Raw genomic sequence first — 14,907 nt, forward strand, 5'->3', positions numbered from 1 at the left:
CTGCGTGTTGAAGAAGTTAGAGCGAAAGTCGTGCCAATCGGTTCAATCGAATAAAAGTCGTTTGAATTCAGGGATTTGATTTTTAGGGGCAAGTGTCGTCGGCCGGCAAGGGCGGCAATTGTTTGACTTGCACTGATGGCTTTTGGGGGGCAGATCGCCGCGCGCCGGTATTCCGGCACACGCGGCGCGGTGGGGCGAGGGTTTACTGCGCGTCGAAGGCCTGGCCGTTGACGCCGCTGCTGTCGGGCCCCATCAGGTACAGGTAGACCGGCATGATCTGTTGCGGTGTCGGGTTGTTTTCCGGGTTTTCACCGGGGTAGGCCTGGGCGCGCATGCTGGTTCGGGTGGCGCCAGGGTTGATGCTGTTGGCGCGCACCGGGGCCACGGTATCGAGCTCGTCGGCCAGGGTCTGCATCAGGCCTTCGGTAGCGAACTTGGACACGCCATAGGCCCCCCAATAGGCGCGGCCTTTGCGGCCGACACTGCTGGAGGTGAAGATCACCGAACCGTCCCGGGACAGCTTGAGCAGAGGCAGCAAGGTGCTGGTCAGCATGAACATGGCGTTGACGTTGACGTGCATGACACGCATGAAGTTTTCGCCGGAGAGCTGTTCCAGCGGGGTACGCGGGCCGATGATCGAGGCGTTGTGCAGCAGGCCGTCGAGGTGGCCGAATTCGGTTTCGATCATGGCCGCCAGTTCGTCGTACTGGTGCGGCAGGGCGGTTTCCAGGTTGAACGGGATCACGGCCGGTTGCGGGTGGCCGGCGGCTTCGATCTCGTCGTAGACCTGGCTCAGGTTGGCTTCGGTCTTGCCCAGCAACAGCACGGTGGCACCGTGGGCGGCGTAGGTCTTGGCGGCGGCGGCGCCGATGCCGCGGCCGGCACCGGTGACCAGTATGACGCGGTCCTTGAGCAGGTCCGGGCGGGCGGAGTAATCGAACATGGCTAAACCTCTACAAATGTAAAACAGCTGGCAGACTCAACAGCTGCACAGCGCGTTATCCAATACCTTGCGCAGCTCCAGCGGATGGTCGACCACCACATCGGCGCCCCAGTGGTCAGGGTTGTCGTCCGGGTGGATGTAACCGTAGCGCACGGCGGCGGTGCGGGTGCCGGCGTCGCGACCGGACTCGATATCGCGCAGGTCGTCACCGACGAACAAGACGCTGGCCGGGTCGAGATCAAGCATCTTGCACGCGAGGATCAGCGGCTCCGGGTGGGGCTTGCTGTTCGTCACATGGTCCGGGCAGATCAGCAGCGCCGAGCGCTCTGCCAGCCCCAGCTGTTGCATGATCGGCTCGGCGAAGCGCAGCGGCTTGTTGGTGACCACGCCCCAGAGCAGATTGGCCTTCTCGATGTCGACCAACAGCTCGGCCATGCCGTCGAACAGGCGGCTATGGACGGCGCAGGCCTTGAGGTAGCGCTCGAGGAACTCCTGGCGCAAGTCTTCGAAGCCCGGCGACTCGGGGTCCATCATAAAGGTCACGGCGACCATGGCACGGGCACCGCCGGAGATCTCGTCGCGAATCGACCGATCGGCAATTGGCGGCAGGCCGCGCTCGGCGAGCATGGCCTGGCAGATGGCAATGAAGTCCGGCGCAGTGTCGAGCAGGGTACCGTCCATGTCGAAGAGAACCGCTCTCAAACGCATCGGTTACTCCTCGCGCAGGGTCTGGATCATGTAGTTGACGTCGACGTCCGCCGCCAGCTTGTAATGCTTGGTCAGGGGGTTGTAGGTCAGGCCGATGATGTCCTTGACCGCCAGGCCCGCTTCGCGGCTCCAGGCACCGAGCTCGGAGGGGCGGATGAATTTCTTGAAGTCATGGGTGCCGCGCGGCAGCAGGCCCATGATGTATTCCGCGCCGACGATGGCGAACAGATAGGCCTTGGGATTGCGGTTGATGGTGGAGAAGAACACCTGGCCGCCGGGTTTGACCATACGGAAGCAGGCGCGGATCACCGAGGACGGGTCGGGAACGTGCTCGAGCATTTCCAGGCAGGTCACCACGTCGAACTGCTCGGGCATTTCCTCGGCCAGGGCTTCGGCGGTGATCTGCCGATACTCGACGCTGACACCGGACTCCAACTGGTGCAGCTGGGCCACGGCCAGGGGCGCTTCACCCATGTCGATGCCCATCACGGTGGCACCGCGCTGGGCCATGGCCTCGCTGAGAATGCCGCCGCCGCAACCGACGTCGAGGACCTTCTTGCCGGCCAGCTTGACCCGTTCGTCGATCCAGTTGACCCGCAGCGGGTTGATGTCGTGAAGCGGCTTGAACTCGCTTTCGCGGTCCCACCAGCGATGGGCGAGGGCTTCGAACTTGGCGATTTCAGCGTGGTCGACGTTGCTCATGGACTATCCTCTAAAGCTTGGAAATCAGGTTGATGTCGCCCGCCGGGCGTTGCGTCATCTTCAATTCATGCACTCTATGGCGCGTCAATCAATGGCTTCTGGGCGCCGATGCGCTGGCCCCAGGCCCGGGCCGTGGCGCCTAACTGCTGTTCGTCCAGGCGAGTCAGGCGGCGGTCTTCGAGCAGCGGCTTGCCGCCGACCCAGACATGTTGCACGCAGTCGCGGCCGCTGGCGTAAATCAGTTGCGACACCGGGTCGTAGATCGGCTGCCGGGCCAGGCCTGACAGGTCGAAGGCGACCATATCCGCGGCTTTGCCGACTTCCAGCGAACCGATCTCCTGCTCCAGGCCCAGGGCCCGGGCGCCATTGAGGGTCGCCATGCGCAGTGCGCGGTGTGCGTCCAGGGCCGTGGCGGAACCGGCGACGGCCTTTGCCAACAAAGCGGCGGTACGGGTTTCGCCGAGCAGGTCGAGGTCGTTGTTGCTCGCCGCGCCATCGGTACCCACGGCCACGTTCACGCCGGCTTGCCACAGGCGCTCCACCGGGCAGAAGCCGCTGGCCAGTTTCAGGTTCGATTCCGGGCAGTGGATCACGCTGCTGTTGCTTTCTACCAGCAATGCCAGGTCGTCATCGCTGATCTGGGTCATGTGCACGGCCTGGAAGCGTGGGCCAAGCAAGCCGAGGCGGCCCAGGCGCGCCAGCGGACGCTCGCCGCGTTGTTCCACGGACTGCTGCACTTCAAAGGCGGTCTCATGCACGTGCATGTGGATCGCGGCGTCGAGCTCTTCGGCGATGACCCGGACTTTTTCCAGGTTTTCGTCGCCAACGGTGTAGGGTGCATGGGGACCGAAGGCGATCTTGATCCGTGGGTGATGCTTCAGGTCGCCGAACAGCTCGATGGCCTGGCGCAGCGACTCATCGATGCTGGCGGCGCCGGGGATCGGGAAATCGAGGATCGGAATGGCGATCTGCGCGCGCATGCCGCTGTTGTGCACGCGTTCGCTGGCGATTTTAGGGAAGAAGTACATGTCCGAGAAACAGGTGATGCCACCCTTGAGTTGCTCGGCGATGGCCAGGTCGGTGCCATCACGGACGAAGGCTTCGTCGACCCATTGGGCTTCGGCGGGCCAGATATGCTGCTCCAGCCAGGTCATCAGCGGCAGGTCGTCGGCCAGGCCGCGAAACAGGGTCATGGCGGCATGCCCGTGGGCGTTGACCAGGCCGGGGGCGAGCAGGGTTTCCGGCAGTTCGCGGACCTCCCTGGCACCGAGTTTCAAGGCCTCGGCCCGAGTGCCGATAAAGGCGATGCGTCCGTCACGAATGCCCAGGCCATGCTCCTTGAGTACCACGCCGGCGGGCTCGACCGGAACCAGCCAGGTCGGCAGCAGGAGAAGATCGAGCGGGGCGGCGGTATTCGGCATCGTGGACGGCTTCCGGGCTTTATCTGAAATAATGGCGAAGTATACCCGAGCGCCCCCACGGGGGGATCGCTATAATCGGCGGCTTTTGTTCCGGAGTGTGGGGTGAATCATGCGCGATCGGCTATTGGCTGCGGAAAAAGTGAAGGCCATCGATTGGCGTGATGGTGCCTTGTATCTGCTCGATCAGCGCATTTTGCCGTTCGAGGAAACCTGGCTGGCCTACGACAGTGCGGCGGGGGTCGCCGAGGCGATTCGTTCGATGGTGGTGCGCGGTGCACCGGCCATTGGCATCAGCGCGGCGTACGGTGTCGTGCTGGCGGCACGGGCACGTCTGGCCGCGGGCGGCGACTGGCTGGCGGCGATGGAAGTCGATTTTGCCTTGCTGGCGAACTCGCGACCCACTGCGGTCAATCTGTTCTGGGCTCTGGACCGCATGCGTGAGCGTCTGGAGCGGGTCAAGGATGGCGCCGATCCGCTGGCGGCCCTGGAGGCCGAGGCGATGGCGATCCATGAAAGTGATCGCGAGGCCAACCTGACCATGGCGCAACTGGGGGTCGACCTGATCCGCAAGCACCAGGGCAATGCCCAGGCGATTCTCACCCACTGCAATACCGGCGCCCTGGCCACCGGCGGTTTCGGTACGGCCCTGGGGGTGATTCGCGGGGCTTTCCTGGAAGGGATGGTCGAGCAGGTCTATGCCGATGAAACCCGACCCTGGCTGCAAGGCTCGCGCCTGACCGCCTGGGAGCTGGCCAACGAAGGCATTCCGGTGACCCTGAACGCCGACTCGGCCGCCGCGCACATCATGAAGACCAAGGGTGTGACCTGGGTGATCGTTGGTGCCGACCGCATTACCGCCAATGGCGATGTGGCCAACAAGATCGGCACCTATCAGCTTGCGGTCTGCGCGATGCACCACGGCGTGCGTTTCATGGTGGTGGCGCCAAGCTCGACCATCGACATGGACCTGGCCAGTGGCGACGATATCCCGATCGAAGAACGCGACGGCAGCGAGCTGTTGAGTGTTGGCGGTCATCGGGTCGGGGCCGAGGTCGAGGCCTTTAATCCGGTCTTCGACGTGACGCCAGCGGACCTGATCGATGTCATCGTGACCGAAAAAGGCATCGTCGAGCGTCCGGACACCGCGAAGATGGCACAATTGATGTGTCGAAAACGCCTGCATTGACCGGCTTTTGTCCCTGGCCATGGGGTATTTTATGGGCCCAAAAGGCAGTCATTTTGCCTCTAAGCCCCTCTCGGCGCGCTCCCGGTCGGTTGCAGCGGCCGCCCGTCTACTTCCTTGCCTCTGCCGGGGTAGGTGCGTGGCGGCGATTGTGATAACATCCGACGGTTTCCAGGGCAGCCCGAACCGGCTGCCTTCACTGCGCAGATCCAAGGCATAACTCGTTGATTTGTCGTAAGTCGTTGCAGGGCATCAGGCCCGCGGCGGCGAGCTTCGTTCGTCCCATATGGATGTGACGAAGTTTCACCAGAAAAAGGAATCAGGCTTCTCATGGGCGAACTGGCCAAAGAAATCCTCCCGGTCAATATCGAAGACGAGCTGAAACAGTCCTACCTCGACTACGCGATGAGCGTGATTGTCGGGCGGGCACTGCCTGATGCGCGCGATGGCTTGAAGCCCGTGCACCGGCGTGTGCTGTTCGCGATGAGCGAACTGGGTAATGACTGGAACAAGCCGTACAAGAAATCTGCCCGTGTGGTCGGTGACGTGATCGGTAAATATCACCCGCACGGTGATACCGCGGTCTACGACACCATTGTTCGGATGGCGCAGCCATTCTCCCTGCGCTACCTGCTGGTCGACGGCCAGGGCAACTTCGGTTCGGTGGACGGCGACAACGCCGCGGCCATGCGATACACCGAAGTGCGCATGACCAAGCTGGCGCACGAGCTGCTGGCCGACCTGCATAAGGAAACCGTGGACTGGGTGCCGAACTATGACGGCACCGAACAGATCCCGGCGGTCATGCCGACCCGTATCCCCAACCTGCTGGTCAACGGCTCCAGCGGTATCGCCGTGGGCATGGCGACCAATATCCCGCCGCACAACCTCGGTGAAGTCATCGACGGTTGCCTGGCGCTCATCGACAACCCCGAGCTGACCGTCGATGACCTGATGCAGTACATCCCGGGCCCGGACTTCCCGACCGCCGCGATCATCAACGGTCGTGCCGGCATCATCGAGGCCTATCGCACCGGTCGTGGGCGCATCTACATGCGCGCCCGTTCGACCATCGAAGACATCGACAAGGTCGGTGGTCGCCAGCAGATCGTCATCACCGAGCTGCCGTACCAACTGAACAAGGCCCGGTTGATCGAGAAGATCGCCGAGCTGGTTAAAGAGAAGAAGCTCGAAGGCATCACCGAGCTGCGCGACGAGTCCGACAAGGACGGTATGCGCGTGGTCATCGAGTTGCGCCGTGGCGAAGTGCCAGAGGTGATTCTCAACAACCTTTATGCCCAGACCCAGCTGCAAAGCGTATTCGGTATCAACATCGTTGCGCTGATCGACGGTCGCCCGCGGATCCTCAACCTCAAGGACTTGCTGGAAGCCTTCGTCCGTCACCGTCGCGAAGTCGTGACCCGGCGTACCGTGTTCGAGCTGCGCAAGGCTCGCGAGCGTGGTCATATCCTCGAAGGCCAGGCCGTTGCGCTGTCCAACATCGACCCGGTGATCGCGCTGATCAAGGCCTCGCCGACGCCGTCGGAGGCCAAGGAAGCGCTGATCAGCATGCCTTGGGAATCGTCCGCGGTCGTGGCGATGGTCGAGCGTGCCGGTGCCGACTCGTGCCGTCCGGAGACCCTGGACCCGCAGTATGGTCTGCGCGACGGCAAGTACTTCCTGTCGCCGGAACAGGCGCAGGCCATCCTCGAACTGCGTCTGCACCGCCTGACCGGCCTGGAACACGAGAAGCTGCTGGCCGAGTACCAGGAGATCCTCAACCAGATCGGCGAGCTGATCCGCATCCTCAACAGCGCCACGCGCCTGATGGAAGTGATCCGCGAAGAGCTGGAAGTGATTCGTGCCGAGTACGGCGACGTGCGCCGTACCGAGATCCTCGATGCCCGTCTCGACCTGACCCTGGGCGACATGATCCCGGAAGAAGAGCGCGTGGTGACCATCTCCCACGGCGGCTACGCCAAGACGCAGCCGTTGGCGGCCTACCAGGCCCAGCGCCGCGGTGGCAAAGGCAAGTCGGCGACCGGCGTCAAGGACGAGGACTACATTGCCCACCTGCTGGTTGCCAACAGTCACACCACGCTGCTGCTGTTTTCCAGCAAGGGCAAGGTGTACTGGCTCAAGACCTACGAAATTCCCGAAGCGTCCCGTGCTGCCCGTGGCCGTCCGCTGGTGAACCTGTTGCCGCTGGATGAGGGTGAATACATCACCACCATGCTGCCGGTGGAGGAATACACCGAAGGTCATTTCATCTTCATGGCGACCGCCGACGGTACCGTGAAGAAGACCCCGCTGGAAGCCTTCAGCCGTCAGCGTAGCGTTGGCCTGATCGCCCTGGAGCTGGATGAAGGCGACGTGCTGATCAGCGCCGCGATCACCGATGGCGAGCGCGAGGTCATGCTGTTCTCCGACGCCGGCAAGGTCACTCGCTTCAAGGAGTCCGACGTCCGTGCCATGGGTCGTACGGCCCGCGGCGTACGCGGCATGCGCCTGAACGAAGGGCAGAAGCTGATCTCCATGATTATCCCGGAAGAAGGCAGCCAGATTCTCACGGCTTCCGAGCGCGGCTTCGGCAAGCGCACCGCGATCAGCGAGTTCCCCGAGTACAAGCGCGGCGGCCAGGGTGTGATCGCCATGGTCAGCAACGAGCGTAACGGCCGTCTGGTCGGTGCGGTACAGGTGCTCGACGGTGAGGAGATCATGCTGATCTCCGACCAGGGCACGCTGGTACGTACCCGTGTCGATGAGGTCTCCAGCCTGGGCCGTAATACCCAGGGTGTGACGTTGATCAAGCTGGCCAGCGATGAAACGCTGGTGGGCCTGGAGCGCGTCCAGGAACCTTCGGAAGTCGAAGGCGAAGAACTGGAAGACGGTGTCGAGTTCGACGGCGAAGTGCTGATCGATGACGCGGCCGACGACCAGGCGCTGGATGCAGCGACCGACGAGGCGCAACCGCAGGACTAAAAGCGCCTGTCTGCTCTACTCTCCACCGTAGGCGTAGCCGGTCTGGAGTAGGGCGCAGGCCGGTGTGTATTGAAAAGCATAGCGAGAGTGGATGTGAGCAAACGAGCCTATAACTTCTGCGCGGGTCCTGCTGCGCTGCCTGAAGCTGTCCTTTTGCGTGCCCAGTCCGAGCTGCTCGACTGGCACGGCAAGGGCCTGTCGGTCATGGAAATGAGCCATCGCAGCGATGAGTTCGTGTCCATCGCCACCAAGGCCGAGCAGGATCTGCGTGACCTGCTGGATATTCCCTCGAACTACAAGGTGCTGTTCCTGCAGGGCGGCGCCAGCCAGCAATTTGCCCAGGTCGCGCTGAACCTGCTGCCCGAAAGCGGCAAGGCCGACTACATCGAGACCGGTATCTGGTCGAAGAAAGCCATCGAGGAAGCTTCGCGTTTCGGCAACGTCAATGTCGCCGCCAGCGCCAAGCCCTATGACTATTTCGCCATTCCCGGCCAGAACGAATGGAAGCTGTCGAAAGACGCGGCCTATGTTCACTATGTGTCGAACGAAACCATCGGCGGCCTGGAGTTCGACTGGATTCCGGAAACCGGTGATGTGCCGCTGGTCACCGACATGTCCTCGGACATCCTTTCGCGTCCGGTGGATATTTCCCGCTTCGGCATGATCTACGCCGGTGCGCAGAAGAACATCGGCCCGAGCGGCATCGTCGTCAATATTGTCCGTGAAGACCTGCTGGGTCGCGCCCGTTCGATCTGCCCGACCATGCTCGACTACAAGGTCGCGGCCGACAACGGCTCCATGTACAACACCCCGCCGACCCTGGCCTGGTACCTGTCGGGCCTGGTTTTCGAGTGGCTCAAGGAGCAGGGTGGCGTCGAAGCCATCGGCAAGCTCAATGAAATCAAGCAGCGCACGCTGTATGACTTCATCGACGCCAGCGACCTGTACAGCAACCCGATCAACAAGACCAACCGCTCCTGGATGAACGTGCCGTTCCGCCTGGCCGACGATCGCCTGGACAAGCCGTTCCTGGCCGGCGCCGAAGAGCAGGGCCTGTTGAATCTCAAGGGCCACCGTTCGGTGGGTGGCATGCGCGCCTCCATTTACAACGCCGTCGACATCAACGCGGTGAACGCGCTGGTGGCGTACATGGCAGCGTTCGAGAAGGAACACGGCTAATGTCCGAGCAAGAACTCAAGGCACTGCGCCTGCGTATCGACAGCCTCGATGAGAAAGTTCTCGAACTGATCAGCGAGCGCGCACGCTGCGCCCAGGAAGTCGCGCGGGTAAAAATGGCCTCGCTGGCCGAGGGCGAAGTGCCGGTGTTCTATCGTCCGGAACGTGAAGCCCAGGTGCTCAAGCGGGTCATGGAACGCAACCAGGGGCCGCTGGGCAACGAAGAAATGGCGCGGCTGTTCCGCGAGATCATGTCTTCCTGCCTGGCTCTGGAACAGCCGCTGAAAGTGGCTTACCTGGGTCCTGAAGGTACCTTCACCCAGGCTGCGGCCATGAAGCATTTCGGCCATGCGGTGATCAGCAAGCCGATGGCGGCGATTGACGAAGTCTTCCGTGAAGTGGCGGCCGGCGCGGTGAATTTTGGTGTGGTGCCGGTGGAAAACTCCACCGAGGGTGCGGTCAACCACACCCTCGACAGTTTCCTCGAGCACGACATGGTGATTTGCGGTGAAGTCGAGCTGCGCATTCACCACCACCTGCTGGTGGGCGAAAACACCAAGACCGACAGCATCAGTCGCATCTACTCCCACGCCCAGTCCCTGGCCCAGTGCCGCAAGTGGCTGGACGCCCATTACCCGAACGTCGAGCGCGTGGCGGTTTCCAGCAACGCCGAAGCGGCGAAGCGGGTCAAGGGCGAGTGGAACTCGGCGGCGATTGCCGGCGACATGGCGGCCGGCCTGTATGGCTTGACCCGCCTGGCGGAGAAAATCGAGGACCGTCCGGACAACTCCACGCGGTTCCTGATGATCGGTAGCCAGGAAGTGCCGCCTACCGGCGACGACAAGACCTCGATCATTGTTTCCATGAGCAACAAGCCTGGCGCGCTCCACGAGCTGCTGGTGCCGTTCCACGACAACGGGATTGACCTGACGCGTATCGAGACCCGACCTTCGCGCAGTGGTAAATGGACGTATGTGTTCTTTATCGACTTCGTTGGCCATCATCGTGATCCGCTGGTCAAGGGTGTGCTGGAGAAGATCAGTCAGGAAGCCGTCGCCCTCAAGGTGCTGGGCTCCTACCCGAAAGCGGTTCTGTAAAGGCGTTGATCATGAGCGGTAACTTCCTCGCCCTGGCTCAGCCGGGCGTGCAACAACTGTCGCCTTACGTTCCGGGCAAGCCCGTGGATGAACTGGCTCGTGAGCTGGATATTGATCCGGCGCGGATCATCAAGCTGGCGAGCAACGAGAATCCCCTTGGGGCGAGTCCCAAGGCCCTGGCGGCGATTCACGATGCCCTGGCGGATTTGACCCGTTATCCGGACGGCAATGGTTTCGAGCTCAAGCAGCGTCTGTCCGAGCTGTGCCGGGTGCAGGCCAGCCAGGTGACCCTGGGCAATGGTTCCAACGATATTCTCGAACTGGTCGCCCGTGCCTACCTGGCGCCGGGGTTGAACGCGGTGTTCAGCGAACATGCCTTTGCGATCTACCCCATCGTGACCCAGGCGGTGAATGCCGAGGCCCGTGTGGCTCCGGCCAAGGACTTCGGGCATGACCTGGCGGCGATGCTCGCGGCCATCGACGAAAACACCCGTGTGGTGTTTGTCGCCAACCCGAACAACCCGACCGGTACCTGGTTCGGCCCGAGGGCGCTGGAGACGTTTCTCGCCGCTGTGCCGCAGGATGTCCTGGTGGTCCTGGACGAGGCCTATATCGAATATGCCGAAGGTGTCGACCTGCCGGATGGCCTGAACTACCTGGCAAGCTATCCGAACCTGCTGGTTTCTCGAACTTTCTCCAAGGCCTACGGCCTGGCGGCCTTGCGTGTCGGTTATGCGCTGTCGTCGCCCGCCGTGGCGGATATCCTCAATCGCGTTCGCCAACCGTTCAATGTCAACAGCCTGGCGCTGGTCGCGGCCCGTGCGGCACTTGACGATGTCGAGTATGTCGCCCGTAGTCGAAGCTTGAACGAAGCCGGCATGCAGCAACTGGAAGAAGGTTTTCGCCAGTTGGGGCTGAGCTGGATTCCCTCGAAGGCCAATTTCATTGCTGTCGATGTCGGTCGTGAGGCGGGCCCGGTGTACCAGGGGCTGCTGCGTGAAGGGGTGATCGTGCGTCCGGTGGCCGGTTACGGCCTGCCGAAGCACCTGCGGGTCAGCATTGGCCTGGCCAGTGAGAACAGTCGTTTGCTGGAGGCGCTGGCCAAGGTCCTGGCCCGTGGTTGATGTCATGTCGATGCAATCTGTGAAGCCTATGATCGGCCGCCTTGTGGTGGTCGGCCTGGGTTTGATCGGCGGCTCCTTTGCCAAGGGGCTGCGGGAAAGCGGCCTGTGCCGGGAAGTGGTGGGTGTCGATCTCGACCCGCAATCCCGTGAGCTCGCGGTCGAGTTGGGCGTGGTCGATCGTTGTGAGACTGATCTGGCGACGGCTTGCCAGGGCGCCGATGTGATTCAGCTGGCGGTGCCGATCCTGGCCATGGAGAAAATGCTCGGCTTGCTGGCGGGCATGGACCTGGGGCAGGCGATCCTCACGGATGTTGGCAGTGCCAAGGGCAATGTCGTGCGTGCCGCCGGTCGGGCCTTTGGCACCATGCCGCCGCGTTTTGTCCCGGGGCACCCGATTGCCGGGTCCGAACAGAGTGGCGTGCAGGCCTCCAACAGTGCGCTGTTCCGTCGGCACAAGGTGATCCTGACGCCGTTGGCCGAGACCGATCCGTCGGCGCTGGCGACGGTTGATGCGCTCTGGCGGGCCCTGGGGGCGGATGTCGAGCACATGCAGGTCGAGCGTCACGACGAAGTGCTGGCGGCGACCAGTCATTTGCCGCACCTGCTGGCCTTCGGCCTGGTGGACTCGTTGGCCAAGCGCAACGAGAACCTGGAGATTTTTCGCTACGCCGCCGGTGGATTCCGCGATTTCACGCGGATTGCTGGCAGTGATCCGGTGATGTGGCACGATATCTTCCTGGCCAACCGGGACGCTGTGCTGCGTGCGCTGGACAGTTTTCGCGGTGACCTGGACGTCTTGCGCGATGCGGTCGATGCCGGGGATGGGCCTCAGTTGCTGGAAGTATTCCAGCGTGCGCAAGCGGCGCGCGAGCATTTCGGCAGAATCCTGGCCCGCCGGGCCCGCAAGGGCACCTTGAACGCCAATGATGATCACAAAGAGGCACGGTCGTGAATATTCAAGCTCCAGTTATCACCATTGACGGGCCGAGCGGTTCGGGCAAGGGCACGGTCGCCGGGATCCTGGCCAAGCGCCTGAACTGGTGCCTGCTGGATTCCGGCGCCCTCTATCGGTTGCTGGCATTCGCCGCGCGCAACCATGGGGTCGACCTGACCAACGAGGAACTGCTCAAGGCCCTGGCCGCTCATCTGGATGTACAGTTCGTCGGTGCGACCAGTGATCGTACGGCGCGGATCATCCTCGAGGGCGACGACGTCACCGAAGATATCCGCAACGAGCAGGTCGGCGCCTGGGCTTCCCAGGTCGCGGCGTTGCCGGCGGTGCGCGAGGCTTTGCTGCAACGCCAGCGGGCGTTCCAGGAGCCGCCAGGCCTGGTGGCCGATGGCCGGGACATGGGCACGGTGGTGTTTCCCGATGCGCCGCTGAAGATTTTCCTGACCGCCAGCTCCGAGGAGCGGGCTCGTCGCCGGTACTTGCAGTTGAAGGCCAAGGGCGATGATGTTAGTCTGTCGAGTCTGCTAGATGAGATACGTGCACGCGATGAGCGTGACACCCAGCGAGCGGTAGCCCCGCTCAAGCCGGCGGCTGACGCCATACAGCTGGATTCTACGGAATTGTCCATTGAGCAGGTGCTGGAACGCATCATGAGCGAGATCGCCATTCGCGATATCGCCGGGTGACCAAGAGGTGTGCAGGGGACCAGTCATAGTCCTGCGCGGCTTCTTTCATATGAACGTAACCCACACCGTCTGGGGTGTGGCAGATGGGCGTATTCTTCGCCCTTATCAACAGGAATTAAAATGAGCGAAAGCTTTGCGGAACTCTTTGAAGAGAGCTTGAAGACCCTTAATCTTCAGGCTGGTTCGATCATCACCGGTGTTATCGTTGATATCGATTACCAAGCTCGTTGGGTCACTGTCCACGCCGGTCTGAAGTCTGAAGCTCTGATCCCGCTGGAACAGTTCTACAACGATGCTGGCGAGCTGAACATCAACGTCGGTGACGAAGTTCACGTGGCGCTGGATTCGGTTGAAGACGGCTTTGGTGAAACCAAGCTGTCCCGTGAAAAAGCCAAGCGCGCTGAATGCTGGATCGTTCTGGAAGCAGCCTTCGCAGCCGAAGAAGTGGTCAAGGGCGTTATCAACGGTAAGGTTAAAGGCGGCTTCACTGTCGACGTTAACGGCATCCGTGCGTTCCTGCCAGGTTCTCTGGTTGACGTCCGTCCAGTGCGCGACACCACGCACCTGGAAGGCAAAGAGCTCGAGTTCAAGGTCATCAAGCTCGACCAGAAACGCAACAACGTTGTCGTTTCCCGTCGCAGCGTCCTGGAAGCCGAGAACTCCGCCGAGCGTGAAGCTCTGCTGGAATCCTTGCAGGAAGGTCAGCAAGTCAAGGGTATCGTCAAGAACCTCACCGATTACGGCGCATTCGTCGATCTGGGTGGCGTCGATGGCCTGCTGCACATCACCGACATGGCTTGGAAGCGCATCAAGCACCCATCGGAAATCGTCAACGTTGGCGACGAGATCGATGTCAAGGTTCTGAAGTACGATCGCGAACGCAATCGTGTTTCCCTGGGCCTCAAGCAACTGGGCGAAGATCCATGGGTTGCTATCAAAGCCCGTTACCCAGAAAGCACTCGCGTCACCGCTCGTGTTACCAACCTGACCGACTACGGCTGCTTCGCTGAGCTGGAAGAAGGCGTTGAAGGCCTGGTACACGTTTCCGAAATGGACTGGACCAACAAGAACATCCACCCTTCGAAAGTCGTACAAGTCGGCGACGAAGTGGAAGTCATGGTTCTGGACATCGACGAAGAGCGTCGTCGTATCTCCCTCGGCATCAAGCAGTGCAAATCTAACCCATGGGAAGATTTCTCTGGCCAGTTCAACAAGGGCGATAAAATCTCCGGCACCATCAAGTCGATCACCGATTTCGGTATCTTCATTGGTCTGGACGGCGGCATCGACGGTCTGGTTCACCTGTCCGACATCTCCTGGAACGAAGTGGGCGAAGAAGCCGTTCGTCGTTTCAAGAAGGGCGACGAGTTGGACACCGTTATCCTGTCGGTTGACCCAGAGCGCGAGCGCATCTCCCTGGGTATCAAGCAACTGGAAAGCGACCCGTTCTCCGAGTACGTCTCGGTTAACGACAAAGGCGCCATCGTTAAAGGCATCGTGAAAGAAGTTGACGCCAAAGGCGCCATCATCGTTCTGGCCGACGATATCGAAGCGACTCTGAAAGCCTCCGAAATCAGCCGTGACCGCGTTGAAGACGCGCGCAACGTTCTGAAAGAAGGCGAAGAAGTAGAAGCCAAGATCATCAGCGTTGACCGCAAGAGCCGCGTGATCCAGCTGTCGATCAAGTCGAAAGACGTTGAAGACGAAAAAGAAGCCATCCAGAGCCTGCGCGACAAGCCAGCTGCTTCGGATGCTCCAGTCGACACCACTCTCGGTGCTCTGCTGCGTGCTCAGATGGAAAAACAGAACTAAGTTCTGTCGGACCATAGAAAAAGGGCGACTTCGGTCGCCCTTTTTTGTGCCCACGATTTGACGTTCAAAATCTGAAACGAATTCAGGGTGGCGACGGTCTTATTTATCAGTGTAAAAACGT

At 61.5% G+C, this 14,907-nt stretch carries 11 protein-coding genes and 1 pseudogene; 8 read left to right on the plus strand and 4 right to left on the minus strand.

The features are described 5' to 3' along the window. Positions 1–202: 202 nt before the first annotated feature. From HX830_RS11240 to HX830_RS11255, 4 genes are all read right to left on the minus strand, one after another. On the minus strand, positions 203–943 hold the full coding sequence (locus HX830_RS11240; RefSeq protein WP_152737266.1) for a YciK family oxidoreductase: 741 nt from the start codon (positions 941–943) through the stop codon (positions 203–205). Between the two features lie 36 nt (positions 944–979). Continuing rightward, entirely contained in the window at positions 980–1,651 is a 672-nt protein-coding gene (gene mupP / locus HX830_RS11245) for an N-acetylmuramic acid 6-phosphate phosphatase MupP (protein WP_103495899.1), read from the minus strand. Positions 1,652–1,654: 3 nt separating this feature from the next. Next, positions 1,655–2,353, minus strand: a complete 699-nt coding sequence (ubiG, locus tag HX830_RS11250) for a bifunctional 2-polyprenyl-6-hydroxyphenol methylase/3-demethylubiquinol 3-O-methyltransferase UbiG (protein WP_100939083.1) — start codon at positions 2,351–2,353, stop codon at positions 1,655–1,657. 74 nt (positions 2,354–2,427) lie between these two features. Continuing rightward, positions 2,428–3,774: a TRZ/ATZ family hydrolase gene (locus tag HX830_RS11255; protein ID WP_177100161.1), complete on the minus strand. Its 1,347-nt coding sequence runs from the start codon at positions 3,772–3,774 to the stop codon at positions 2,428–2,430. 109 nt (positions 3,775–3,883) lie between these two features. Between HX830_RS11255 and mtnA the strand changes: the two genes are divergently transcribed. From mtnA to rpsA, 8 genes and pseudogenes are all read left to right on the plus strand, one after another. After that, positions 3,884–4,960, plus strand: a complete 1,077-nt coding sequence (mtnA, locus tag HX830_RS11260) for an S-methyl-5-thioribose-1-phosphate isomerase (protein ID WP_177100163.1) — start codon at positions 3,884–3,886, stop codon at positions 4,958–4,960. Between the two features lie 327 nt (positions 4,961–5,287). After that, positions 5,288–7,939 carry a DNA gyrase subunit A gene (gene gyrA / locus HX830_RS11265; protein WP_177100165.1) on the plus strand — a complete coding sequence of 884 codons (2,652 nt, stop codon included), beginning with the start codon at positions 5,288–5,290 and terminating at the stop codon, positions 7,937–7,939. A gap of 93 nt (positions 7,940–8,032) precedes the next feature. Continuing rightward, positions 8,033–9,118 (plus strand): 3-phosphoserine/phosphohydroxythreonine transaminase, encoded by a 1,086-nt coding sequence (serC, locus tag HX830_RS11270; protein ID WP_177100167.1) that lies wholly within the window; start codon positions 8,033–8,035, stop codon positions 9,116–9,118. Further along, the gene (gene pheA, locus HX830_RS11275) at positions 9,118–10,212 is read left to right on the plus strand and encodes a prephenate dehydratase (protein WP_017129662.1); all 1,095 of its coding nucleotides are present in this window, start codon (positions 9,118–9,120) and stop codon (positions 10,210–10,212) included. The genes serC and pheA overlap by 1 nt, the downstream gene beginning before the upstream one ends. Before the next feature lie 11 nt (positions 10,213–10,223). Then, positions 10,224–11,336, plus strand: a complete 1,113-nt coding sequence (gene hisC, locus HX830_RS11280; protein ID WP_103495894.1) for a histidinol-phosphate transaminase — start codon at positions 10,224–10,226, stop codon at positions 11,334–11,336. Further along, positions 11,329–12,279: pseudogene (locus tag HX830_RS11285) on the plus strand (prephenate dehydrogenase/arogenate dehydrogenase family protein); the annotation flags it as partial. The gene hisC and the pseudogene HX830_RS11285, both read left to right, overlap by 8 nt. A gap of 5 nt (positions 12,280–12,284) precedes the next feature. After that, the gene (gene cmk, locus HX830_RS11290) at positions 12,285–12,974 is read left to right on the plus strand and encodes a (d)CMP kinase (protein ID WP_100939089.1); all 690 of its coding nucleotides are present in this window, start codon (positions 12,285–12,287) and stop codon (positions 12,972–12,974) included. 120 nt (positions 12,975–13,094) lie between these two features. Next, positions 13,095–14,786: a 30S ribosomal protein S1 gene (gene rpsA, locus HX830_RS11295; protein ID WP_100939090.1), complete on the plus strand. Its 1,692-nt coding sequence runs from the start codon at positions 13,095–13,097 to the stop codon at positions 14,784–14,786. Positions 14,787–14,907: the final 121 nt, after the last annotated feature.

The organism is Pseudomonas gingeri (assembly GCF_013385425.1).
In the GTDB taxonomy this organism is placed as follows: Bacteria; Pseudomonadota; Gammaproteobacteria; order Pseudomonadales; family Pseudomonadaceae; genus Aquipseudomonas; species Aquipseudomonas gingeri_D.